Genomic DNA, 21,881 nt, shown 5'->3' on the forward strand with positions numbered 1-21,881 from the left:
GCACGACTGTGCCGACCAGGCCTCCACCGGGTGAACAGTGCCGGTCCCGCGCGGGCGTTCTCCGGCCCGGGGGAGTGGAATGGGAGCTGCAGTCACCCGTGCCACGGAAGGACCCCGCCATGACCGCCGCCGCCACACCGGACCCCCTCAGCGAACTCCCGGGCCGGACCATGGCCCGGGAGATGGCGGAGCAGCCCGCCGTCCTGCGCCGGATCCTGGCCGACGGCGCCCCCGCCGTCCGGGACGTGGCCAGGCGGATCGCCGCCCGCGCACCCCGCTTCGTCCTGCTGACCGCCCGCGGCACGTCCGACAACGCCGCCCTCTACGCCAAGTACCTTCTGGAGATCCGCCTCGGCCTGCCCTGCGGACTCACCTCGATGTCCACCACCACGGCCTACGGCGCCCGACCCGACCTCACGGACGTCCTCGTGGTCACCGTCAGCCAGTCCGGCGGCTCCCCGGACCTGGTCGCCTCGACCCGGGCGGCCCGCGAGGCCGGCGCGATCACCCTGGCCGTCACCAACAACCCCGACTCACCGCTCGCCGATGTCTCCGAGTACCACATCGACATCATGGCCGGACCGGAGAAGGCGCTCCCCGCGACCAAGACCTACACCGCCTCCCTCCTCGCGCTCTACCTGTTCGTCGAGGGCCTGCGCGGCGGCGACGGCGCGCCCGCGCAGGTACTGCCGGATCTCGCCGGGCAACTGCTCGCCCGGCAGGACGAGGTGCGCACCCTCGCCGCCCGCTACCGCTTCGCCGAGCGCATGGTGATCACCTCGCGCGGCTACGGCTACCCCACGGCCAAGGAGGCCGCCCTCAAGCTGATGGAGACCAGCTACATCCCCGCCCTCTCCTACTCCGGCGCCGATCTGCTGCACGGACCGCTCGCCATGGTCGACAACGTCTCCCCGGTCATCGCCGTGGTCACCGACGGCAAGGGCGGCGAAGCGCTCCAGCCCGTCCTCGACCGGCTGCGCGGCCGCGGCGCCGACCTGGTCGTCATCGGCCCCAGGCATCAGGTCGAGCAGGCGACGGCCGGCTTCGTCCTGCCGACGGACGGTGTGGCCGAAGAGGTCCAGCCCGTCCTGGAGATCATCCCCCTCCAACTCCTCGCCTACGAGGTCACCATCGCCCGCGGTCAGGACCCGGACGCGCCGCGCGCCCTGGCGAAGGTGACGGAGACGCGCTGAACCAAGGGCGATTCACGGGTGCAGGGGGAGTGACCTCAGGCCTGATCGCCGTCGCGTGAGCCAGCGCCTCTTCTAGGTGAGCGAACCTCCCGTCACATCCACCCAGCTCCCCGTCACCCACCGGCCCTCGTTCGAGACCAGGAAGGCCACCACGTCGGCGACTTCGGCGGGCTCGCCCACTCCGCCCAGGGCCGATATCGCCGCGGCCCTCGCCCAGCCGTCGGCGCTGCCGTGGAGCAGCTCGGCCGTGTTGTCCGTGTCGATGAGCCCCGGCGCCACCGAGTTCACCGTGATGCCCCGAGGGCCCAGCACCTTGGACAGGTCCCGCGAGAGGATGTCCAGGGCGCCCTTCGTCATCGCGTACGCCATGTTGTCCGGCATCGCCGCCGTCCGGGCCAGGCCCGACGAGATGTTGACGACCCGGCCGCCGTCCCGCAGTCGCGTCATGCCGTGCTTGAGGATGAAGAACGGCGCCTTCACATTGACCGCGAAGACCTGGTCGTACTCCCGCTCGTCCAGTTCCCCGATCGGCCGGGTCTTCCCGATCCCCGCGTTGTTCACCAGGATGTCGAGCCCGTCGGCGTGCCGGTCGAACTCCTCCCACAGTGCTTCGGCGTCGCCCGGTACTCCGAGCTCCACGCCCACCGTGAACGCCGAGCCGCCCGCCGCCTCGATCGCCGCGGCCGTCTCCTTCGCCGCCGTCTCGCTCCTGCCGTAGTGCACCCCGACCCGCGCGCCGTCGCGCCCCAGCCGCTCGGCGATGCCACGCCCGATACCCCTGCTCGCCCCGGTGACGAGTGCCGTCCTGCCCGTGAGCACGCCCATGGCGGCGCCCCCCTTCGCAATTTCCTAGTGGTCGCTACAGAAATGACCGTACAGCAGCCCGCCGACATTTCTCTAGTGCCCGCTATAAAATGCACCCCATGGTGAACGACGACGACGGGACCGCGAGGGCCGCGAGCCGCGGAACCGTGGATGCACGGAGAGTGGAGAACGCCGGAGAGAGCAGGGCCAAGGACTCCGGCGGGAGCGGGACCAAAGGTCCCGGAGACGGCAAGGCCAAGGGCAGACCTCGCGGCCGCCCCCGCTCCTTCGATCGCGAGACCGTGCTGGAGAAGGCCCTCCTGGCCTTCTGGGAGCACGGCTACGAGGCGACGTCCGTCTCCGATCTCACCCGCGTCATGGACATCGGCGCCCCCAGCCTCTACGCGGCCTTCGGCGACAAGCGCTCCCTCTTCGAGGAGGTCGTCCGCGTATACGGCACGGGGCACGGCTCGTTCACCGACCGCGCCCTCGCCGAGGAACCCACCGCCCGGGCCGCCGTCGAGCGCACGCTGCGCGAGGCCGCCACCGCGTACACGGAACCCGGCCACCCGCACGGCTGCCTCGTCGTCCACGCCGCCATGAACTGCTCGGACGCCGAGGTCGAGCAGTCGCTGCGGGATCGCCGCAACGCCAACATCGCCGCTTTCGAGAGCCGCATCAGGGCCGATGTCGCCGCCGGCGTCCTGCCCCCGGACACCGACGCCGCCGCCCTGGCTCGTCATGTCGGCGTGATGGTCCAGGGCATGTCACAACAGGCGCGGGACGGGGCGAGCCGGGAGGAACTGGAGGCGGTCGCGAAAATTGCCATGACCATCTGGCCCCGCACAGGAACCCACACGGGTTAGGCTGCGTGGTGGACGTCAGGACGTCCGATTCGCGGGAGACAGAACAACAACGAACAGCCTCCAACGCATGGACACCCCCTAGTGGTCTAGTCCACAATGCGTACGAGGGCGCCTGCGAAGCGCTGACAAGCCTCCGTCTTCCCCGCACAGGAGGACGGACCGAGGAACCGAGGCTCTCTGCCCTGACTGCCCCGGGTCCTCATCCTTCGGCCGACCGGGACCGCACACCCCACGGCCGATGTTGCTCCGGGCTGCGGTGCCGGGAGGGTTGAGGGTCCCTCTCAGGCGCCGCGGCCCGCGGGTGTTTCCGGGCCCGTACGGGATCCGAACATTTCAGAGCCGTACAAACCCCCGGGTACGCTCGCACACGTGCCCTCCATGAACGAACTCGTACGCCAGCACACCGCCCTCGACGACACCGATCTCGAGTGGCTGCACCTGCTGGTCTCGGAGTGGCAGTTGCTCTCCGACCTCTCCTTCGCCGACCTGGTCCTGTGGGTCCCCACCAGCGACGGCACCCGGTACGTCTCGGTCGCCCAGATGCGCCCCAACACCGGCCCGACCTCGTACCAGGACGACATGGTGGGCCACCTCGTCCCGCGAGGCCGCCGGCCCATGCTGGACGCCGCCCTCGACGAGGGCCGCATCGTGCGCGAGGGCGACCCCGAGTGGCGCGAAGAGGTCCCCGTCCGGGTCGAGTCGATCCCCGTGCGGCGGGAGGGACGCGTTCTCGGTGTCATCGCGCGCAACACCAACCTCCTCACCGTGCGTACGCCGAGCCGCCTGGAGCTCACCTACCTGCAGAGCGCCTCCGACCTCGCACAGATGATCGCGGCCGGCTCCTTCCCGTTCGCGAACCAGCAGCTCGACATGGACGCCCTGCCCCGCGTGGGCGACGGTCTGATCCGGCTCGACGCCGACGCCATCGTCCAGTACGCCTCACCGAACGCCCTCTCCGCCTACCACCGTCTCGGCCTCGCCTCCGACCTCGTCGGCCAGCACCTGGGCAGGACCACCGCCGAACTCGCCCCGACCCGCGGCCCGGTGGACGAGGCGCTCGCCAAGGTCGCCAGCGGCTGGGCGCCGCGCGAGTTCGAGATCGAGGCCACCGACGGCGTCATCCAGTTCCGCGCGATCCCCCTCAGCCCCAAGGGCACCCGCATCGGCTCGCTGGTCCTGCTCCGCGACGTCACCGAACTCCGCCGCCGCGAACGCGAGTTGATCACCAAGGACGCGACGATCCGGGAGATCCACCACCGGGTCAAGAACAACCTCCAGACGGTGGCGGCCCTGCTCCGTCTCCAGGCCCGGCGCATCGAGTCCGACCGTGGCCGCGAGGCCCTCGAAGAAGCGGTGCGACGTGTCGGCTCGATTGCGATCGTGCACGAGACGCTCTCTCAGAACCTGGACGAGCGTGTCGAGTTCGACGACATCGCCGACCGTGTCCTGGCCATGGTCGCGGAAATCTCCCCGGGCAAGGTCACGGGCCGGCGCACCGGCCGCTTCGGCATTCTCGACGCCGAGGTCGCCACGCCGCTGTCGATGGTGCTGACCGAGGTTCTGCAGAACGCCCTGGAGCACGGCTTCCGTGAGGGCGACACCGGCACGGTCGAGGTGTCGGCGGTCCGCGGCGGCACCACCAAGGAGGCCCGACTGCTGGTCACCGTCCAGGACGACGGCGTCGGCCTGCCGGAGGGCTTCGATCCGCACACCGCGGGCAACCTCGGCCTGCAGATCGTACGGACCCTGGTGGAGGGCGAGTTGGGCGGCACCTTCGACATGGTCCCGGCACCGGAGCGCGGCACCCGTGTGATCCTCGACATCCCGGTGCCGTCACAGAAGTAGGAAACGGCCGACGGTCCTCAGTCGAAGGCCCCCTGAACAGCATTGAGCCCCGGGCCACTTGGTGGCCCGGGGCTCAAAGCTCGTTGCTGCTTTGCTAAGCGCATCGGGGGAACTGCGCGCTGCGGCTCGGGGGCGGGAGATGCGTACTCGCTGTACGCGCCGCCAAGCTCAGGCTGTCAGCAGGGGTGGGTTGTCAGGCGGAGGCCTGACGAGCCCGATTGCGGGCGGCGCGGCGCTTCATGGCACGGCGCTCGTCCTCGCTGAGACCACCCCAGACGCCGGAGTCCTGGCCGGACTCGAGCGCCCACTGCAGACACTGCTCCATCACCGGGCAGCGACGGCAGACGGCCTTGGCTTCCTCGATCTGCAGCAGCGCAGGACCGGTGTTGCCGATGGGGAAGAAGAGCTCGGGGTCTTCCTCGCGGCAAACGGCGTTGTGACGCCAGTCCATGGCTGCTACCTCTCCTTGGTATTACGTGCAGGGCTTGCTTGTGAATGTGAACGCTTTCACGAATCCCTCAACAAGTGAAGGGCCGACAGCCAGGTTCCCTGGCGTGGGTCCTGTGAGTTGAAGAGGGATTCTGGTGATCAGTGGAGGCCGGTCTTGCGGGCCGTCCCGATCGCCACGTAGAGACTCGCAAACCTCAGCGGCGGATACAACCCCTTCTGGAAAGTTTTTTTTGATTCTTCGGTGTCGACTAGGTCACAGCCGTACTTCCATGGGGTGGATCCTGGCCTAAACGTTCGAGTGAAAGGACTTTAGCCAGTTCTGCTCACACAATCACACGCAGTGCACGGCGTACGCCTGTGAACGTCACGCTCGTTCGCAGGCCCAGGTGGTCACCGTCCATCTGGAGGGGGAGCGGCACCTTGGAATGCAAGGTGAACTCGGTCAAGTCGTGCAGGGAAGTGGCGTGTTTTCCATGGGGTCCACGCTCAGGGGACGAAGTGAGCAACTGGGTCCCATACCGGGCAACAGCCGCCGTGGACAGACGGCTGAGACCGAAGAGATCGAGGCCGGTATCGAACGAGGCCTTAGGTGCCGCGTAGATCGGGCGATTCCCCAGAAACGTCCACGGCGAAGTGTTCGAGACTATGGACAGCACCAGATCGGTGATCGGATCCTCGCCGGCCCGCTCCAGTGTGATCATGCCGTGCCGGCGGTTGGTCTCACCGAGGAGCTGGCGCACGACCTGGCGTACGTAAAGAGCATGTGTGGATTTCCGGCCGCGCTCGCGGTGCTGTTCCACCCGGCCGACCACACCGGCGTCGAAGCCGAGCCCCGCGTTGAAGGTGAACCAGCGGGCCGGCACCGTCTCGTCCTCCGTGCCGGGCGTACCCGAGGCCAGGCCCAGACCGACGGTGCGTTCGCTGCCGTCGCGCAGGGCGTCCAGCAGCGCGCCGGTGGCCTCCACGGCGTCATTGGGCAGGCCGAGAGCGCGGGCGAAGACGTTGGTGGAGCCGCCCGGGACCACGGCGAGGCCGGGGAGGCGCCCCGGGGCGGGGCCGGCGTGCAGAAGGCCGTTGACCACTTCGTTGACCGTGCCGTCGCCGCCGAGGGCGACCACCAGGTCTATGTCCTCGCTGTCCGCCGCCTGCCGGCCCAGGTCGCGCGCGTGGCCGCGGTACTCGGTGGTGACCGCCTCCAGCTTCATCTCGCTGGCGAGCGCGTGGATCAGTACGTCGCGCGTGCGCGCACTGGTGGTGGTTGCCGCCGGATTGACCACGAGAAGTGCACGCATGACTGGCAGCGTACCTACTGGGGGGTACCGGGCCCAGACCGAGGTAGGGATCAGGTAAGAGAGCAGGGGTGAACCTCGCTACGGGAGGCGCGTACGACGAGGGCTACTCTGCAGGGGTGAGCAGTGAGCAGACCCCCACCACCGAGGAAACCACCGGCCCCCGCCCCCGGCGTCTGACGTACGCCGCGCTGCTGGCCGCGCTGGAGGGGCTCGCGCTGGTCGTCGGCGGCGTGTGGATCCTCGTCCTCGGCCTCACGGGGCATCCGGACGACCGGCAGCAGGCGGTGACCGGAGGCATCACGCTCGTCGTGCTCGCGCTGCTGCCGCTGCTCGCCGCACGCGGGCTGCTCGGCCGTCGCAGCTGGAGCCGCGGCCCTGCCGTCATCACCCAGCTCCTGGCGCTGCCGGTGGCCTACAACCTGCTGCAGGCCGACAGCATGGCCATTCCGGCCGGGATCGCCCTCGCGGTCGTGGCCGTCACGGCGCTCGTCCTGCTCGTGAACCCCGAGACGACCCGGGCCCTCGGGATCCGCGGGCCCGGCAATCCCGGCAACGTGGAGAAGTAGCCGTCACTCCTCGACGAGGAGCTTCTCCCGCAGCTGCGCGAGCGTGCGCGCCAGCAGCCGCGAGACGTGCATCTGGGAGATGCCGACCTCCTGCGCGATCTGCGACTGGGTCATGTTGCCGAAGAACCGCAGCAGCAGGATCCGCTTCTCCCGCGGCGGGAGATCCTCCAGCAGCGGCTTGAGGGACTCCCGGTACTCCACGCCCTCCAGCGCCTCGTCCTCCGCGCCGAGGGTGTCCGCGACCGCCGGGGACTCGTCGTCGGTGTCGGGGACGTCCAGGGACAGCGTGGAGTACGCGTTGGCGGACTCCAGGCCCTCCAGGACCTCCTCCTCCGAGATCGCCAGCTTCTCGGCGAGCTCGTGGACCGTGGGGGAGCGGCCGTGCAGCTGCGAGAGCTCGGCCGTGGCCGTGGTCAGCGCCAGGCGCAGCTCCTGCAGCCGGCGCGGGACGCGCACCGCCCAGCCCTTGTCGCGGAAGTGCCGCTTGATCTCGCCGACGACCGTCGGGGTCGCGTACGTGGAGAACTCCACGCCGCGATCCGGGTCGAAGCGGTCGACCGACTTGATCAGTCCGATCGTGGCGACCTGGGTGAGGTCGTCCAGCGGCTCACCGCGGTTGCGGAAGCGGCGCGCGAGATGCTCGACGAGCGGCAGGTGCATACGGACCAGCTGATTGCGCAGTTCCGCGTACTCCGGACTGCCGTCCCCCAGGGTGCGCAGTTTGAGGAACATCTCGCGCGCCCCGCTGCGGTCCGGGGAGCCGTGGTGCGCGCGCGGCGCCTGATGCTCGGAGTCTCGCTCGTGCTCGCTCATCGTCCCGCCCGTCGCCCTTCCCCGAGCCCTCGCCTCCTCCGCCACTCTCGGCTTCGCGTGAGTGGGAGGACCCCCTGGGACAGGGGATGCGGTGATCCCCCCGCCCGGAGGCGCGCTCCGCACGGCACCGCCTTGGTCCAGCCGCCCGCCGCCCGGGAGGACGGCCCCCGTGGAGTCGTCCTCCGGGTGCGGGCGGGCCTGCTCGGGGATGCCGTCGATGCCGTCCGCCATGCGCCGGGCCCCGCTCGGACCGCTCGTGCCCGTGCCCTCGGCCGGCAGCTCTCGTGTGCTGCGCTCTTCGTCCCGCACCGGCCCGTCCTCGCTCCTCACGCCGGCCCGGGTCCCGCGCCGCGCTGTTTGTAGAGGCTGATCGAAACGGTTTTGTCCTTGTCCACGGCAGAGGAGACCTTGCCCGCGAGGGCGGACAGGACGGTCCAGGCGAAGGTGTCCCGCGAGGGGGCATGGCCATCCGTGGTCGGAGCCGAGACAGTGACCTCGAGTGAGTCGTCGACGAGGCGGAACACACAGCTGAGCACCGAGCCGGGCACGGCCTGCTGAAGCAGGATCGCGCAGGCCTCGTCCACCGCGATGCGCAGGTCCTCGATCTCGTCGAGGGTGAAGTCCAAACGGGCCGCGAGACCGGCCGTGGCCGTACGCAGCACCGACAGGTAGGCACCCGCGGCCGGCAGCCGGACTTCCACGAAGTCCTGGGTCGCGGGCTCGCCTGCGATCTGGGACACCCTCACCTCCATGGTGGTACAAGCGTTTCAGGGCCGAGGGTCGCCCCCCCGGGGTAACGCGATACGTGGTTCAGCGGTGACGCTATCGCGCTCTCGACGGTCCTGTCCCCGGGACCCCAACCCCATGTCGTCACTCACAGTAAACCTGTGGATACGCTCCGTGTCTAGGGGTTGGGCGGGCCCAAATGGGAAGAGCGCGCGCCGGGTTGACGTACCCAGACGTCAGACGGTCGAACCGTCCGCCGCCGGGGTCTTCCGGAGTCACACCAGGACATGGTCGACGAAGCACCAGCGCCAGGTCTCCCCGGGCTCGTGCGTCCGCATCACGGGATGGCCGGACTCCTTGTGGTGCCCCGCCGCGTGTCGCCCCGGCGAGGAGTCGCAGCAGCCGACGTGACCGCAGCTGAGGCACAGCCGAAGTTGTACCGGATCCATGCCCTCCGCCAAGCACTCCGGACACGTCTCGCTGAGCGGGCCGGGTTCGGGGTGCGGCAGCGCGTCGGCGTGCGTGCACTGTTTCATGATTGCCAGGTTACGACGGTCGAGCGGAAGACCGCGCGGAAAAAAGAGGGCGGGCGAGAACGATGGACGTGATGCCACTGCTGTTGCTGGTGGCGGGCAGTGCCGCGATCGCCGCGGCGGCGCGGCGCACCCCGGTGCCGGCGCCGCTGCTGCTGGTGGCGATCGGGCTGGCGGTCAGCTACGTCCCCGGGGTGCCCGACTACACGCTCGACCCGCACATCGTCCTGCCGCTCATCCTGCCCCCGCTGCTGCACACGGCCGCCACCGACAGCTCCTACCTCGACCTGCGGGCCCAGCTCAGGCCGGTCGCGATGCTGTCCGTCGGGTACGTGCTGTTCGCGACCTTCGTCGTCGGCTGGGCCCTGTACCTGATCGTGCCCGACCTGCCGCTGACCGCGGCCCTGGTCTTCGGCGCGGTGGTCGCGCCCCCGGACGCCGTGGCGGCGACGGCGGTGGCGCGCCGGGTCGGGCTGCCGTCCCGGATCACCACGATCCTCCAGGGCGAGTCCCTGCTGAACGACGCCACCGCGATCACCGCCTACCGGGTGGCCCTCGCGGCCGCCGTCGGCGAGGGCGCGACCTGGGCCGGGGGCATCGGCGAGTTCCTGCTCGCGGCGATCGGCGGTGTCGTGGTCGGGCTGGTTCTGATGGCGCCGATCCACTGGCTGCGCACGCACATCAAGGAGGCGCTGCTGCAGAACACGCTCTCCCTGCTGATCCCGTTCGTCGCCTACGCCGTCGCCGAGCAGGTGCACGCCTCCGGTGTCCTCGCGGTCGTGGTCGTCGCGCTCTACCTCGGGCACCGCGCGTGGGAGGTCGACTTCGCCACCCGTCTCCAGGAGGAGGCGGTGTGGAAGATGGTGGCCTTCGTCCTGGAGTCGGCCGTGTTCGCGCTGATCGGACTGCAGCTGCCGGTCGTCCTGAGGGGCCTCGGGCAGTACGAGGGTGCCGATGCCGCCTGGTACGCGCTCGCCGTCTTCCTCGTGGTCGTCGCGGCCCGGTTCGTCTGGGTGTATCCGGCGACCTTCCTGCCCCGGCTGCTCTCGGCGCGGATCAGGGAGCGGGAGGAGAACCCGTCCTGGAAGGGGCCGTTCATCATCGCGTGGGCCGGTATGCGGGGCGTGGTCTCGCTGGCCATCGCCTTCTCGATCCCGCTGACCATGCACGACAGTGAGGAGCCCTTCCCGCATCGCAATCTGATCCTCTTCCTGACCTTCACGACGGTCATCGGCACCCTGGTCGTGCAGGGCCTGACCCTGCCCCCGCTGATCCGTCTGCTGAAGGTCCCCGGGCGGGACGTCCAGGCCGAGACCCTCGCCGAGGCGAACGCCCAGGCGCAGGCATCCCGGGCCGCCGAGCGGCGCCTGGACGAACTCCTCACCGACGAGCGCAACGCCCTGCCCGCCCCGCTCGCCGACCGGCTGCGCATCGTCCTGGAGCGCCGCCGCAACGCCGTCTGGGAGCGCCTCGGGCAGGCCAACCCGGTCACCGGGGAGTCCGTCGACGACACCTACCGGCGGCTGTCGCGGGAGATGATCAGCGCCGAGCGCGAGGTGTTCGTCAGGCTCCGGGACGCCCGGTACATCGACGACGAGATGCTGCGGACCCTGCTGCGCAGGCTGGACCTGGAGGAGGCGGCGGCCTTCCGGGAGGCGGCGTAGCGGCGGGACGGCGCTGAGGCGCTGCCGGGCATCAGGTGACGTTGCCGGGCGGTCGGGAGACGCTGCCGGGCATCAGGTGACCCTGCCGGGCGGTCAGGAGTCGCCGTCGGGTGTCAGGCGGCCCTGCCGGGTGTCACGGGAAGGGGCGGCCGGTGACGACCGCCGCCACCGTCGTCCCGCGCGGAAAGGCGCCTTCGTCGGCCAGGGCCACGAGGCCGTACAGCAGCTTGGCCACATACAGACGTTCGACGGGCAGACCGTGACGGCGTTCGAAGTCCGCGGCGAAGGCGTCGAGCTCGTCGGGCACGCGCGCGTAGCCGCCGAAGTGGAAGCGGTCGTCGAGGCTCCAGGTGCCACGCGGTCCGCCGAAGGCCTGCCGCTGCAAGGCCTCGGTCTCGGCGGTCAGGAAGCCGCCCTTGAGGACCGGCACCCCCAGGGCGCGCTGCCCGGGAGCGAGCCCGGCGGCCAGTCCCGCCAGTGTGCCGCCGGTGCCGCAGGCCACGGCCACGACATCGGCCCGGTCGTACAGTTCGGCGCCCAGTGCGCGGCAGCCGCGTACGGCTTCGGCGTTGCTGCCGCCCTCGGGGACCACGTACGCCTCCTCGGCGTCAGCCGCGCGGAGGATCCCGGCCAGGGCCCGCGGCTCCGACTTACGGCGGTACGTCGCCCTGTCGGTGAAGTGCAGCCGCATGCCGTCGGCCGCACACCGGGCGAGGGAGGGGTTGAGGGGGCGGCCGGCCAGCTCGTCGCCCCGTACGACGCCGACCGTGGGGATGCCGAGCAGCCGCCCGGCCGCGGCCGTGGCGCGCAGGTGGTTGGAGTAGGCGCCGCCGAAGGTGACGACGGGACGGCCGGCCGCCGCCGCGAGGTTCGGCGCCAGCTTGCGCCACTTGTTGCCGATCAGCTCCGGGTGGATCAGGTCGTCCCGCTTCAGCAGCAGCCGGACGCCCCGGCGCTCGAACCGGCCGTCGACGACTTCCCGCACCGGCGAGGGCAGCCGGGGGTGCAGGGCCGCGAGGCGGGGCGCGTCGGGGGCGTCGGGGCTGGTCACCTCGTCATTGTCGCCCGGGGTGGGTGCGGCCCGACCTTCGGCCCGGTCCGGCTTCGGGCCCTCCGCCGGCTCCGCACGTACTCGATGAGCGACGGTCCGCCCCGCAGGCACCAGAGCGCGATCACCGGGTCGCAGATCGCGCAGCCCAGGGACGAGGTGTGGAGGAACGGGATGATCGGGTCGCCCTTGACGTGGTGGACGATGTCCCACGCTGTGTGCAGCAGCCAGCCGACGCCGATCCACGTCCACGACTCCAGACCGCGGAAGGCGACGTAGGTGACCAGCGCGGTGAAGGGGAACTCCCAGCCGCCCATGCCCCCACCGCTCAGATACGCGGCACCTGCACCGGCGACCGTCACCGCGTTCAGGCGCCGCCGGTGCGGTTCGCGGACCAGGGACATCAACAGGGCGTAGAGGATGCCGATGCCGATCGGCGCGATGTACTGCATCGACGGGGCCGTTTCTGGAGCCGGGGAGGGAACGGCTCATCACGCTAGATCCGGCCCCGCCCGCTCCCCAGTGGCGTGAGCGACAGGTTTCCACGGATTGTCGCCACCCCGGAAAGAGCATCCCCTGCCCAGTGATACGAAGATCCATTCCCGCTCTTTCGGGTAATAGCACCGCGACGCTGAGTGAGGAAGGCTTGCCCCTGGACATCGATGCCCGAGGCATATGGGCGTTGGGCATAACCGGGAGGGCAATTCTCTATGTCGGTAGGCGAAGAGGTCCGCACGGAAGGCACCAAGCCGCAGCAGAGTCTCGGCACGGCGGCCGCGCGGAACCTGGCCACCACGACCAAGTCCGTGCCGCAGATGCAGGAGATCAGCTCCCGCTGGCTGCTGCGGATGCTGCCCTGGGTGGACATCCAGGGTGGTACGTACCGGGTGAACCGGCGGCTGACGTTCGCCGTGGGCGACGGCCGGCTGACGTTCGTGAAGACCGGCGACCGCGTCGAGATCATCCCCGCGGAGCTGGGTGAACTGCCGGCGCTGCGGTCGTACGAGGACCAGGAAGTGCTCTCCGAGATCGCCCGCCGCTGCGAGCAGCGGGAGATCCGGGCGGGCGAGGTGATCGCCTCGTTCGGCAGCCAGTCCGACGAGGTGTACCTGCTGGCGCACGGCAGGGTGGAGAAGGTCGGCACGGGACCGTACGGGGACGACGAGTCCCTCGGAGTCCTCGCCGACGGCGCCTACTTCGGCGACGAGGCCCTGCTGGACGAGGACGCGATCTGGGAGTACACGGCCCGCGCGCTCACCGCGTGCACCGTGCTGGTGCTGCCCCGCCAGGAGTTCGCGCAGATCGCGGAGCGCTCGGACTCGCTGCGCGAACACCTGCACCAGAGCCGCGCGATCCCCGAGCAGCGCTCCAACAAGTACGGCGAGAAGGAGATCGACCTCTCCTCCGGCCACTCCGGCGAGCCGGACATCCCGCACACCTTCGTCGACTACGAGGCCAGCCCCCGAGAGTACGAGCTGAGCGTCGCCCAGACCGTGCTGCGCATGCACACGCGCGTGGCCGACCTCTACAACCAGCCCATGAACCAGACCGAGCAGCAGATCCGGCTGACGGTCGAGGCGCTGAAGGAGCGCCAGGAGCACGAGCTCGTCAACAACCGCGACTTCGGGCTCCTGCACAACTGCGAGTACGAGCAGCGGATCCAGCCGCACGACGGTGTGCCCGGCCCGGACGACATGGACGAGCTGCTCAGCAGGCGCCGCGGCACCAAACTGCTCCTCGCCCACCCGCGTGCGATCGCCGCGTTCGGGCGTGAGCTCAACAAGCGCGGGCTGGTGCCCGAGACCATCGACGTCGGCGGCAACCGCATCCCCACCTGGCGCGGTGTGCCGATCTACCCGTGCAACAAGATCCCGGTGACCGAGGCCCGCACGACGTCGATCATCGCCATGCGTACCGGCGAGGCCGACCAGGGTGTCATCGGCCTGCGGGCCTCCGGCATCCCGGACGAGATCGAGCCGAGCCTGTCGGTGCGCTTCATGGGCATCAACGAACAGGCCATCATCAAGTACCTGGTCACGGCCTACTACTCGGCCGCGGTCCTGGTACCGGACGCGCTCGGAGTCCTCGAGAACGTCGAGATCGGCCGCTGGCGGTGACGCTCCCGGTAGGTCGGCCGTGTCCCCGCCCACCCGGGCGGGTACAACCTCGGGGTACGCGCCCAGCGGCAGCGGAAGCGCCACCGTCCGCTCATACTCCGAGGCGGTCCCATGGGTGAGTCCCTTACGGAGTTCAGGACGGAGACGCCGCTGCCCGCCCCCGGTGAGCAGCGATCCGCCCCCGAGGACCAGCGATCCGCCCTTGGTGAGCAGCGAGGTGCCTTGCCCCGGCGTGCGGCCGGGGCGCCGGAAAGGCGGGGATCCATCGGGACGCAGCGGGACGGCCGGCCCGCACCGGCCGAGGGGCACGAGGCGGTCATGCTCCTGGACCGGGCCCGGGCGGAGGTCGACCCGGTGCTGCGGGCCGCGCTCGACTCGCTGCCCGGGCCGATGCGCCGGATCGCGCTCTACCACTTCGGCTGGGAGCAGGCGGACGGCACCCCGGCCGAGGGCGGCTCGGGCAAGGCGATCCGTCCCGCGCTCGTCCTCGCCGCGGCGGCAGCCCTCGGGGGGCCCGAGGCACGGATGGGGGCGGTCCGGGCGGCCGCGGCGGTGGAGCTGGTCCACAACTTCACTCTGCTGCACGACGACGTGATGGACCGGGACACCACCCGTCGGCACCGGCCCACCGCGTGGACCGTGTTCGGAGACGCCGACGCGATCCTCGGCGGGGACGCGCTGCAGGCGCTGGCCCTGCGACTGCTCGCGACGGATCCGCATCCGGCGGCCCGGGCCGCCGCGGTCCGGCTCGCGGACTGCGTGGTCGAACTGTGCGCGGGCCAGCACGCGGACACGGCCCTGGAGCGGTGCGACCCGGGCGAGGTCACCCTCGAGGAGGTGCTCGCCATGGCGGAGGCCAAGACGGGCGCACTGCTGGGGAGCGCCTGCGCGATCGGGGGCCTGTACGCGGGCGCCGGGGACGAGGACGTGGCGGCGCTGGACGCGTTCGGCCGGGAGGCCGGGCTCGCCTTCCAGCTCATCGACGACGTCATCGGCATATGGGGCGACCCGCACCGCACCGGCAAGCCCGTCGGCGCGGACCTGGCCGCCCGCAAGAAGTCCCTGCCGGTCGTCGCGGCCTTCACATCGGGCACGCCGGCGGCCGCCGAGCTCGCCGAACTGTACGCACGACCTTGCGAGAAGGAGGACCTGGAGCACATCGCCCTGACCGTGGAGCGCGCGGGCGGCCGTGACTGGGCACAGGGCCAGGCGGCCGACCGGATGGCGCGGGCGATACAGCAACTGGCGCGGGCGGTGCCGGATCCGGAGGCGGCGGGCGGTCTGCTGGCCCTCGCCGAGTTCGTGACACGGCGCAGCAGTTGAGGTTCGGCCGGCGGTGACGTTCGCCGGCCGTTGACGGTCCGTAGCGGTTGACGGTCGGCAGCAGTTGATGGCCGGCAGCGGTCGGCCGTCGGCAGGGGCGGACAGCCGGCAGCGGTTCGACGGCCGTCCGCACAGCATGATCCTTCGGGCGACCGAAGGCAGGACCCCGGAGCGTCGGGGCCGTGCGGCTCCTGACCCCGCACGGCTTACGGACTCCGGTCGGCGGGTCCCGCACTGCCCCACGGTGTGCGGGACCCGCCCCTTTTCAAGCATCTTTTCAGGCATCGCGCGATGGAGTTTGGACAGACGTTCGACTGAATTCCGCCAAGCTCCCGCCCCGCCTGCCCCGGCGACCCTCAACCCTCCTACGATCAACGCCCGTCGGGACGAGCGAAGGGGCGGGGCATGGGCGTGGCGATCCGTACGGCGGGCGAGGCGGACCGGGAGTCGGTCGTCCGACTGCTGGACGAGGCGTTCCAGGACGACCCCGTGAGCGGCTGGGTCTTCCCCGGTGCGGAGGACCGCCGTGAACATCACCCCGGACTCATGGCCGCCTTCACCGACATCGTGCTCGCGGCCGGGCGGATCGACGTCACCGAGGACGGCTCGGCCTGCGCGCTGTGGCTGTCCATACCGGCCGGCGACCATGACCGTGACCCCGAGGACGACGACGGTCCGGCCCAGGTGCGGGCGGCCGTCGACCCGGACAACGAGCGCATCGAGCTGATCGGCCGGCTGACGGCCGCCGTCCACCCGTCGGAGCAGGCCCACGAGTACCTGTGGATGATCGGCGTCGCCCCCGGCCGTCAGGGCGAGGGACTCGGCACCGCGCTCATCGAGTCGGTCCTCGACCGCTGCGACCGCGAGGGACTGTCCGCCTACCTGGAGGCGAGCAACGCCCGCAGCCGCAAGCTGTACGAGCGCCTCGGCTTCGAGGTCGCCGGCCCGGTCCTCGACCTCCCGGACGGCCCGGCCATGTGGCCCATGTGGCGCGAGCCGCGCACGGGCTGCTAGATCCCGCCCTCCTGCCCCTGAGCCTGGTTCGGGCCCTGGCCCCGACCCTGGTCTCCTTCCGGCAGTACCGTCGCCACGATCCGCTCCACCAGTCCGTCCGGCACGCCCACCCCGGGCAGTACGCCCTCCAGGACGCCCGGCAGGGTCAGATGCTCCAGGAGCAGCCCGAGCATGGCCAGATACAGCACGGCGACGGACTCGTCGCCGCCGGGCAGCCCGGCCGTCCGGTGGAACTCCATGGCCTCCTCCAGGTCGCCGCGCACCGACTTGGTGTAGGAGGCCAGCAGTTCGGGGCGCCGGGTGGCCTCCAGTCGTAGCTCCATGAGGGCCAGATAGCCCGTGCGGTCGCGGGTCGCGCGAGCCATGAGGTCGTCCATGAAGGCCGCGACCAGCGAGCGGTCCTTCGGGCGGGTCATCAGCTCGGCGACCACCGCGGGATCCGGCGCGAGCCGTATGTGCAGCCGGGTGTCGATCTGGCGCAGCAGGTCGGCGCGTCCGGTGAAGTAGTTGGAGGCGGTGCCCACGGGCACACCGGCCTCCGCGTCCACCGCGCGGAACGTCAGCCCGCGCGCCCCCTCCCGCGCGAGCACCTCGACACCGGCGTCGACGAGTGCGGCCCGGCGCTCGGGATTGCTGACCATGCGGAGTCCCTTCTCCCACTTTCAACGGCTCACGGAAATTGTCTTGCAACCACTACAAGAGGAGTACTACAACTGAAGTCGTTTCAGTGACAGCCTATGAAAAGAGACCGGCTTGCGAAAGCTCACGTACTACATCGCCTGCTCCATCGACGGCTTCATCGGGGACCCGGACGGCGACGCGGCGTCGATGTTCCCCTTCGTCGACGAGGAGTTCTTCGCCTTCCTGAAGGCGGAGTATCCGGACACCCTGGACACCCTGGGCCGCCGGGCCCTCGGCCTCGACGACCTGCCGAACAAGCGGTTCGACACCGTCATCCAGGGCCGCGGCAGCTACGACATCGCCCTGAAGGAGGGCAACACCAGCCCCTACGCGCACCTGCGCGAGTACGTCGCCTCCCGCTCGCTGAAGGAGTCACCCGACCCGAACGTCGAGATCATCGCGGACGACCTGGTCGGCAAGGTCCGCGAACTGAAGGCCGAGGACAGCGAGTTCGGCATCTATCTGTGCGGCGGCTCGAAGCTCGCGGGCGAACTGCTCGACGAGATCGACGAGCTCGTCATCAAGACCTATCCGCTGGTGTACGGCTCGGGCATGCCCATGTTCGGGGCCGGGTTCGCGATCTCGGAGTTCACCCTGGAGTCCGTGCGTACGTTCGGCAACGGCGTGCTGGTGCGCTCGTACAGCAGGAAGCGCTGAGCCCTCGACCGTCCTACTCTGAGGACATGGGCAGAGACGAACACGTCTGTCCGACCTGCGGACAGCCAGTGGAAACAGTCGTCCGGCGCCACAAGACGCTGGGCACGTGGGTCCCCTTGTGGGTGGCGGGCCCCTGCCACAACCCCGAGTGCGGGGCCCACGACACGGAGGCCACTCACAGCGCCTCCACCGACACGGACCCCCGTCCGGCCGACGATGACACCGCCCCACCTGCGACGACCCCGGCCGAAACGGCCCCCGGAGAAACCGTCTCGGAAAACTCCTGAGCTCGTGTCGAGAATCCCGGCCCGGCTCCGACGTCCCCTGTGAGAGCCGCCCGGCAGGGTGGTGAGAGCCGAAGGAGCGGACTGATGAAGTACCTGGTCATGGTGCAGGGCACACAGGCGGACTACGAGGCGATGCGCGGCAAGGCGTCAGCGGACTCGCCCGCCTGGAACGAGGACGAGCTGCAGGCGATGTTCGCCTACATGGGTGCCATCAACGACGATCTCTCCGAGACCGGCGAGTTCGTCGACGGTCAGGGCCTGGCCGAGCCGGCGCAGACCCGGCATGTCACCCTCGGTGACGACGGCAAGGCCGTGATCACCGACGGCCCGTACAGCGAGACCAAGGAGCTGCTGGCCGGCTACTGGGTCCTGGAGTGCGAGAGCCTGGAACGGGTCACGGAGATCGCCGACCGCATCTCCCGCTGCCCCCAGCCGGCCGGGGCCCCCGACTACCCGGTCGTGATCCGCCCGATCATGGACGGCAGCGGGGACATCTGACGAGCCGGCGCGCACGACGCCGACGGACCCGCCGGTGAGGAACACACCCGAGGTCGAGGACCTGCTGCGCCGGAACGCGCCGCAGGTCCTCGGCGCGCTGGTCAGACGGTACGGGCACTTCGACGCGGCCGAGGACGCCGTACAGGAGGCGCTGCTCGCGGCGGCCGGGCAGTGGCCCTCGGCGGGCGTGCCCGGCAATCCGCGCGGCTGGCTGATCAAGGTGGCCTCGCGGCGGCTGACCGACGCCCTGCGCAGCGAGGAGGCCCGGCGGCAGCGCGAGGAGCGGGCGGCGGCGCTCACGCCCCGCGACGCCTTCACCGCCCCGCCGCCGGGGGATCGCGCTCCCCGCGAGGACGACACCCTCTCGCTGCTCTTCCTGTGCTGCCGTCCGGACCTCACACCGCCGGCCCAGATCGCGCTCACGCTGCGTGCCGTCGGGGGTCTGACCACGGCGGAGATCGCCCGCGCGTATCTGGTCCCGGAGGCGACGATGGCGCAGCGCATCAGCCGGGCCAAGCAGAAGGTGCGGGGCGTGCGCTTCGGCCGCCCGGACAGCTGGGAGCAGCGGCTGCCGTCCGTTCTGCAGACCCTCTACCTGATCTTCAACGAGGGCTACACCGCCACCTCCGGCACCGACCTCCAGCGCCCCGACCTGGCGGGCGAGGCCGTACGGCTGACCCGTACGGTCCACCGGCTGCTCCCCGACGACCGCGAAGTGGCCGGGCTGCTCGCGCTGATGCTGCTCACCGACGCCCGCCGTGATGCGCGCAGCGGGCCGGGCGGGGAGCTGATCCCCCTCGACGAGCAGGACCGCGACCGCTGGGACAGGGCCGCCATCGAGGAGGGCGTCGCGCTGGTGACCCGTGCCCTGTCCCGGGGCAGGCCCGGGCCGTACGCGCTGCGGGCCGCGATCGCCGCCGTGCACGACGAGGCGTCTTCGCCCGAGGCGACGGACTGGGCCGAGATCCTGGGCCTGTACGACGTTCTCGTCGGCCTGGTCCCCGGGCCGGTCGAACGCCTCAACCGCGCGGTCGCCGTCGCCATGGTCCACGGCCCGCGCGCCGGCCTGACCGAACTGGACACCTTGTCGGGCACGTTGAAAGGCCACCGTCTGGACGCCGTACGCGCTCACCTCCTCGAACGCGCGGGCGAGCCCGAAGCCGCCCGGGCCGCCTATGAGTCGGCGGCCGCCCAGACCCTCAGCCTGCCCGAGCAGCGCTATCTCCAGGCGCGGGCGGCGCGGTTGAGGGACTAGCGTGTCAGGCATGGGCATGACGGGGGAGGGGCGTCGCGGGGTGTGGCGCCGGGCGGTCATCGTGTGGGCGCTTGCCGTGGTCGTCGCGGGTGGGCTGACCTTGTGGATGCAGGACTCGACGGAGCCTCAGGGGCCGTACGTCTGGGAAGAGACGAATCCCGACGAGCCCCCGAGTCTGCCGCCCTGCCCGACGCCGGAGGGCGTTGCCGATGTGGCATGCGCGTACGCGTCGTATGCGGAGGCCGACTAGCGGCGCCGCCCGCCCGTCTCCGGATCCCGGGTCGTCAGGCAGTACGTGCCGCCCGCCGGGTCGCGCATCACCGTCCAGCCGGAGCCGTCGGCCAGGTGTGCGGCCCCGAGTTCCTCGTGCCACGCCCGGGTCGCGGCGACGTCCGTGCAGGCGAGGTCGAAGTGGGCGGAGGCCGGGCGTTCCTCGCCGAGGCGTTGCAGAAGCAGCCGGACGGGCAGGCCGGGAGGCGGCTCGACCACATGGAACTCCGGGAGCGCGCCGGGACGCGACACCCAGCCGTCCAGCAGGCCGCTCCAGAAGGCGACTTCGGCGTCGTACGACGACGGCGGGACGTCCAGGCACACCTGATCGAGCCGGCTGCCCCGCACCACACCCGGGCGCGACGACTGGCCGCGCCACGGATCCCCGCAGAACAACTGCCCGCCGGGCGAACGCAGCACGACGAGTGACCCGAGGTCCGCCACCACGCCCGCCCCGAGCCGCACCGCCGACTCCGCGAACTCCGCCACGTCGTCCACACAGAAGTCGAGATGCGCCCCGCCTTCCCCCGCCCGCACCGCCTGGGCCTTCACGTATGCGTCGGCGCCGTCGGGGAGCAGGGTCACGAACTCGGAGTGCTCTCCGCGGAATTCGGAAAGTCGCGTGTCCGTGACGGCCGTCCAGAAGCCACAGGCGGTACCGAAGGCCTCGCGTGGCCGGTCGGCGAAGGCGTATGTCCAGCGGATCCTCATGGGCGCGATCGTAGAGGGGCCCCGTCACGGCCACCTGCGTGAACCTTGACCAGCCCTTGCCTCGCCGTTCCTCGTGTATTGGTCTGCCCTTGTTTGCATTCAGGAATGGACCACATCACGTTCCTCGTGGCGGTCGTCATTGTCACGGCGCTCGCCTTCGACTTCACCAACGGATTCCACGACACGGCGAACGCGATGGCCACGTCCATCGCCACCGGCGCGCTGGCTCCCCGTACGGCGGTCCTGATCAGCGGTGTCCTCAATGTCGTCGGTGCCTTTCTCTCCACCGAGGTGGCCAAGACCATCTCGGGCGGCATCGTGGACGACACCCTCGTCAGCCCGGGGATGATCTTCGCGGGGCTGGTCGGGGCGATCCTGTGGAACCTGCTGACCTGGCTCGTGGGGCTGCCCTCGAGCTCCTCGCACGCCCTGTTCGGCGGGCTGATCGGGGCCGTGTGGGTCGGGGCGGGCAGCCACGGCGTCAACTTCGACAAGGTCGTCGAGAAGGTGCTCGTCCCGGCGGTGGCCTCGCCGCTCGTCGCCGGTGTCGCCGCGCTGATCGCCACCTACCTCGCCTACCGGCTCACCGACCGCGCCCGCAAGGAGTCCGTCACCAAGGGCTTCCGGATCGGCCAGATCGCCTCGGCCTCGCTGGTCTCCCTCGCCCACGGCACGAACGACGCGCAGAAGACCATGGGCGTCATCACCCTCACCCTGATCTCGGCCGGCGCGCTCGGCCACGACGCCGGCCCGCCCCTGTGGGTCATCGCCTCCGCGGGCCTCGCCATCGGCCTCGGCACGTACCTCGGCGGCTGGCGGATCATCCGCACGATGGGCAAGGGCCTCACCGAGATCCAGTCGCCGCAGGGCTTCGCCGCCGAGACAGCCTCCACCACCGTCATCCTCACCTCCGCCCACCTCGGCTTCGCCCTGTCCACCACCCAGGTCGCCTCGGGCAGCATCCTCGGCGCGGGCCTCGGCCGCAGGCTCGCGGAGGTCCGCTGGGGCGTCGCGGGCCGGATGGCGATCGCCTGGATCGTCACCCTGCCCGCCGCCGCGCTGGTCGGCGGCCTGGCTGCCGCCGTCGTCCAGAACGGCGGCGACCTCGGTACGGCGGTCGTCGCGCTGGTCGGCGCGGCCCTGGCCGCGGGCATCGTGCTCGTCTCGCGCCGCAACCCGGTGCACGCGCACAACGTCAACGACACGCACGAGGTCGGCATCCGCACCGAGCCGCCGGCCAAGGTCGGCGCGGCCGCCTGAGAACACCT

General features: G+C 70.8%; 24 protein-coding genes. 14 read left to right on the plus strand and 10 right to left on the minus strand.

Annotated elements, in window-relative coordinates:
• Nucleotides 1-119 precede the first annotated feature (119 nt).
• Complete coding sequence (locus tag ACFT4A_RS29760) at nucleotides 120-1,193, plus strand: SIS domain-containing protein (RefSeq protein ID WP_382835913.1); 1,074 nt, start codon at nucleotides 120-122, stop codon at nucleotides 1,191-1,193.
• 72 nt (nucleotides 1,194-1,265) lie between these two features.
• Here the strand turns inward: ACFT4A_RS29760 and ACFT4A_RS29765 are convergent, their stop codons facing one another.
• Entirely contained in the window at nucleotides 1,266-2,018 is a 753-nt protein-coding gene (locus ACFT4A_RS29765; protein ID WP_382835916.1) for an SDR family oxidoreductase, read from the minus strand.
• Between the two features lie 98 nt (nucleotides 2,019-2,116).
• Here ACFT4A_RS29765 and ACFT4A_RS29770 point away from each other — a divergent pair, with 98 nt between their 5' ends.
• Nucleotides 2,117-2,863 carry a TetR/AcrR family transcriptional regulator gene (locus tag ACFT4A_RS29770; protein ID WP_382835919.1) on the plus strand — a complete coding sequence of 249 codons (747 nt, stop codon included), beginning with the start codon at nucleotides 2,117-2,119 and terminating at the stop codon, nucleotides 2,861-2,863.
• Nucleotides 2,864-3,241: 378 nt separating this feature from the next.
• Nucleotides 3,242-4,708 carry a sensor histidine kinase gene (locus ACFT4A_RS29775; protein ID WP_382836010.1) on the plus strand — a complete coding sequence of 489 codons (1,467 nt, stop codon included), beginning with the start codon at nucleotides 3,242-3,244 and terminating at the stop codon, nucleotides 4,706-4,708.
• Between the two features lie 193 nt (nucleotides 4,709-4,901).
• On the opposite strand, the gene ACFT4A_RS29780 is transcribed toward ACFT4A_RS29775, so the two are convergent.
• Together ACFT4A_RS29780 and ACFT4A_RS29785 are read right to left on the minus strand one after the other, a co-directional pair.
• On the minus strand, nucleotides 4,902-5,159 hold the full coding sequence (locus ACFT4A_RS29780; RefSeq protein ID WP_016639615.1) for a WhiB family transcriptional regulator: 258 nt from the start codon (nucleotides 5,157-5,159) through the stop codon (nucleotides 4,902-4,904).
• Nucleotides 5,160-5,481: 322 nt separating this feature from the next.
• Nucleotides 5,482-6,450 carry a diacylglycerol/lipid kinase family protein gene (locus ACFT4A_RS29785; RefSeq protein ID WP_382835921.1) on the minus strand — a complete coding sequence of 323 codons (969 nt, stop codon included), beginning with the start codon at nucleotides 6,448-6,450 and terminating at the stop codon, nucleotides 5,482-5,484.
• Between the two features lie 116 nt (nucleotides 6,451-6,566).
• Here ACFT4A_RS29785 and ACFT4A_RS29790 point away from each other — a divergent pair, with 116 nt between their 5' ends.
• A complete protein-coding gene (locus ACFT4A_RS29790; protein ID WP_382835924.1) occupies nucleotides 6,567-7,016 on the plus strand; it encodes a hypothetical protein in 450 nt (149 codons plus the stop codon).
• A 3-nt stretch (nucleotides 7,017-7,019) separates the two neighbouring features.
• Here ACFT4A_RS29790 and ACFT4A_RS29795 read toward each other — a convergent pair whose 3' ends face one another.
• The 3 genes from ACFT4A_RS29795 to ACFT4A_RS29805 form a co-directional block, all read right to left on the minus strand.
• Nucleotides 7,020-8,138, minus strand: a complete 1,119-nt coding sequence (locus ACFT4A_RS29795; protein WP_382835927.1) for an RNA polymerase sigma factor SigF — start codon at nucleotides 8,136-8,138, stop codon at nucleotides 7,020-7,022.
• 17 nt (nucleotides 8,139-8,155) lie between these two features.
• Nucleotides 8,156-8,569 (minus strand): hypothetical protein, encoded by a 414-nt coding sequence (locus ACFT4A_RS29800; RefSeq protein ID WP_003992877.1) that lies wholly within the window; start codon nucleotides 8,567-8,569, stop codon nucleotides 8,156-8,158.
• A gap of 261 nt (nucleotides 8,570-8,830) precedes the next feature.
• Nucleotides 8,831-9,091 (minus strand): UBP-type zinc finger domain-containing protein, encoded by a 261-nt coding sequence (locus ACFT4A_RS29805; RefSeq protein ID WP_107455506.1) that lies wholly within the window; start codon nucleotides 9,089-9,091, stop codon nucleotides 8,831-8,833.
• 62 nt (nucleotides 9,092-9,153) lie between these two features.
• Here ACFT4A_RS29805 and ACFT4A_RS29810 point away from each other — a divergent pair, with 62 nt between their 5' ends.
• A complete protein-coding gene (locus tag ACFT4A_RS29810; protein ID WP_382835929.1) occupies nucleotides 9,154-10,752 on the plus strand; it encodes a Na+/H+ antiporter in 1,599 nt (532 codons plus the stop codon).
• A gap of 133 nt (nucleotides 10,753-10,885) precedes the next feature.
• On the opposite strand, the gene ACFT4A_RS29815 is transcribed toward ACFT4A_RS29810, so the two are convergent.
• Nucleotides 10,886-11,803, minus strand: a complete 918-nt coding sequence (locus tag ACFT4A_RS29815) for a 1-aminocyclopropane-1-carboxylate deaminase/D-cysteine desulfhydrase (RefSeq protein ID WP_382835931.1) — start codon at nucleotides 11,801-11,803, stop codon at nucleotides 10,886-10,888.
• Nucleotides 11,800-12,252, minus strand: a complete 453-nt coding sequence (locus tag ACFT4A_RS29820) for a DUF6010 family protein (protein ID WP_382835933.1) — start codon at nucleotides 12,250-12,252, stop codon at nucleotides 11,800-11,802. The genes ACFT4A_RS29815 and ACFT4A_RS29820 overlap by 4 nt, the downstream gene beginning before the upstream one ends.
• A 258-nt stretch (nucleotides 12,253-12,510) precedes the next feature.
• On the opposite strand from ACFT4A_RS29820, the gene ACFT4A_RS29825 reads away from it, so the two are divergent.
• The 3 genes from ACFT4A_RS29825 (at nucleotide 12,511) to ACFT4A_RS29835 (ending at nucleotide 16,254) form a co-directional block, all read left to right on the plus strand.
• Complete coding sequence (locus ACFT4A_RS29825) at nucleotides 12,511-13,917, plus strand: family 2B encapsulin nanocompartment shell protein (protein ID WP_382835936.1); 1,407 nt, start codon at nucleotides 12,511-12,513, stop codon at nucleotides 13,915-13,917.
• Nucleotides 13,918-14,028: 111 nt separating this feature from the next.
• Entirely contained in the window at nucleotides 14,029-15,240 is a 1,212-nt protein-coding gene (locus tag ACFT4A_RS29830) for a family 2 encapsulin nanocompartment cargo protein polyprenyl transferase (RefSeq protein ID WP_382835939.1), read from the plus strand.
• 405 nt (nucleotides 15,241-15,645) lie between these two features.
• Nucleotides 15,646-16,254 carry a GNAT family N-acetyltransferase gene (locus tag ACFT4A_RS29835; protein ID WP_382835942.1) on the plus strand — a complete coding sequence of 203 codons (609 nt, stop codon included), beginning with the start codon at nucleotides 15,646-15,648 and terminating at the stop codon, nucleotides 16,252-16,254.
• On the opposite strand, the gene ACFT4A_RS29840 is transcribed toward ACFT4A_RS29835, so the two are convergent.
• Nucleotides 16,251-16,895, minus strand: a complete 645-nt coding sequence (locus ACFT4A_RS29840; RefSeq protein ID WP_382835945.1) for a TetR/AcrR family transcriptional regulator — start codon at nucleotides 16,893-16,895, stop codon at nucleotides 16,251-16,253. The two genes, ACFT4A_RS29835 and ACFT4A_RS29840, sit on opposite strands and share 4 nt — an antisense overlap.
• A gap of 112 nt (nucleotides 16,896-17,007) precedes the next feature.
• On the opposite strand from ACFT4A_RS29840, the gene ACFT4A_RS29845 reads away from it, so the two are divergent.
• The 5 genes from ACFT4A_RS29845 to ACFT4A_RS29865 all read left to right on the plus strand — a co-directional run bounded on the left by ACFT4A_RS29845 (nucleotide 17,008) and on the right by ACFT4A_RS29865 (nucleotide 19,882).
• Nucleotides 17,008-17,592, plus strand: coding sequence for a dihydrofolate reductase family protein (locus tag ACFT4A_RS29845; RefSeq protein ID WP_382835948.1), 585 nt, complete (start codon nucleotides 17,008-17,010; stop codon nucleotides 17,590-17,592).
• Nucleotides 17,593-17,618: 26 nt separating this feature from the next.
• Nucleotides 17,619-17,879 carry a hypothetical protein gene (locus ACFT4A_RS29850; protein ID WP_382835950.1) on the plus strand — a complete coding sequence of 87 codons (261 nt, stop codon included), beginning with the start codon at nucleotides 17,619-17,621 and terminating at the stop codon, nucleotides 17,877-17,879.
• An 84-nt stretch (nucleotides 17,880-17,963) separates the two neighbouring features.
• Nucleotides 17,964-18,377, plus strand: coding sequence for a YciI family protein (locus ACFT4A_RS29855; RefSeq protein ID WP_376385860.1), 414 nt, complete (start codon nucleotides 17,964-17,966; stop codon nucleotides 18,375-18,377).
• Between the two features lie 34 nt (nucleotides 18,378-18,411).
• Complete coding sequence (locus ACFT4A_RS29860; protein ID WP_382835953.1) at nucleotides 18,412-19,632, plus strand: RNA polymerase sigma factor; 1,221 nt, start codon at nucleotides 18,412-18,414, stop codon at nucleotides 19,630-19,632.
• A gap of 10 nt (nucleotides 19,633-19,642) precedes the next feature.
• Nucleotides 19,643-19,882, plus strand: a complete 240-nt coding sequence (locus ACFT4A_RS29865) for a hypothetical protein (protein WP_382835956.1) — start codon at nucleotides 19,643-19,645, stop codon at nucleotides 19,880-19,882.
• Here the strand turns inward: ACFT4A_RS29865 and ACFT4A_RS29870 are convergent.
• Nucleotides 19,879-20,613, minus strand: coding sequence for a VOC family protein (locus ACFT4A_RS29870; RefSeq protein WP_382835959.1), 735 nt, complete (start codon nucleotides 20,611-20,613; stop codon nucleotides 19,879-19,881). The two genes, ACFT4A_RS29865 and ACFT4A_RS29870, sit on opposite strands and share 4 nt — an antisense overlap.
• A gap of 105 nt (nucleotides 20,614-20,718) precedes the next feature.
• On the opposite strand from ACFT4A_RS29870, the gene ACFT4A_RS29875 reads away from it, so the two are divergent.
• Nucleotides 20,719-21,873 (plus strand): anion permease, encoded by a 1,155-nt coding sequence (locus ACFT4A_RS29875; protein WP_382835962.1) that lies wholly within the window; start codon nucleotides 20,719-20,721, stop codon nucleotides 21,871-21,873.
• The last annotated feature ends 8 nt before the right edge of the window (nucleotides 21,874-21,881 follow it).

This window comes from Streptomyces sp. NPDC057099 (assembly GCF_042671245.1).
Lineage (GTDB): Bacteria > Actinomycetota > Actinomycetes > Streptomycetales > Streptomycetaceae > Streptomyces > Streptomyces purpurascens.

Coding starts and splice junctions, on each gene's coding strand:
- ACFT4A_RS29760 (WP_382835913.1), top strand. CDS start 120: ATGACCGCCGCCGCCACACCGGACCCCCTCAGCGAACTCCCGGGCCGG.
- ACFT4A_RS29765 (WP_382835916.1), bottom strand. CDS start 2,018: ATGGGCGTGCTCACGGGCAGGACGGCACTCGTCACCGGGGCGAGCAGG.
- ACFT4A_RS29770 (WP_382835919.1), top strand. CDS start 2,117: ATGGTGAACGACGACGACGGGACCGCGAGGGCCGCGAGCCGCGGAACC.
- ACFT4A_RS29775 (WP_382836010.1), top strand. CDS start 3,242: ATGAACGAACTCGTACGCCAGCACACCGCCCTCGACGACACCGATCTC.
- ACFT4A_RS29780 (WP_016639615.1), bottom strand. CDS start 5,159: ATGGACTGGCGTCACAACGCCGTTTGCCGCGAGGAAGACCCCGAGCTC.
- ACFT4A_RS29785 (WP_382835921.1), bottom strand. CDS start 6,450: ATGCGTGCACTTCTCGTGGTCAATCCGGCGGCAACCACCACCAGTGCG.
- ACFT4A_RS29805 (WP_107455506.1), bottom strand. CDS start 9,091: ATGAAACAGTGCACGCACGCCGACGCGCTGCCGCACCCCGAACCCGGC.
- ACFT4A_RS29810 (WP_382835929.1), top strand. CDS start 9,154: ATGGACGTGATGCCACTGCTGTTGCTGGTGGCGGGCAGTGCCGCGATC.
- ACFT4A_RS29820 (WP_382835933.1), bottom strand. CDS start 12,252: ATGCAGTACATCGCGCCGATCGGCATCGGCATCCTCTACGCCCTGTTG.
- ACFT4A_RS29825 (WP_382835936.1), top strand. CDS start 12,511: ATGTCGGTAGGCGAAGAGGTCCGCACGGAAGGCACCAAGCCGCAGCAG.
- ACFT4A_RS29830 (WP_382835939.1), top strand. CDS start 14,029: ATGGGTGAGTCCCTTACGGAGTTCAGGACGGAGACGCCGCTGCCCGCC.
- ACFT4A_RS29835 (WP_382835942.1), top strand. CDS start 15,646: ATGGGCGTGGCGATCCGTACGGCGGGCGAGGCGGACCGGGAGTCGGTC.
- ACFT4A_RS29840 (WP_382835945.1), bottom strand. CDS start 16,895: ATGGTCAGCAATCCCGAGCGCCGGGCCGCACTCGTCGACGCCGGTGTC.
- ACFT4A_RS29850 (WP_382835950.1), top strand. CDS start 17,619: ATGGGCAGAGACGAACACGTCTGTCCGACCTGCGGACAGCCAGTGGAA.
- ACFT4A_RS29855 (WP_376385860.1), top strand. CDS start 17,964: ATGAAGTACCTGGTCATGGTGCAGGGCACACAGGCGGACTACGAGGCG.
- ACFT4A_RS29865 (WP_382835956.1), top strand. CDS start 19,643: ATGGGCATGACGGGGGAGGGGCGTCGCGGGGTGTGGCGCCGGGCGGTC.
- ACFT4A_RS29870 (WP_382835959.1), bottom strand. CDS start 20,613: ATGAGGATCCGCTGGACATACGCCTTCGCCGACCGGCCACGCGAGGCC.
- ACFT4A_RS29875 (WP_382835962.1), top strand. CDS start 20,719: ATGGACCACATCACGTTCCTCGTGGCGGTCGTCATTGTCACGGCGCTC.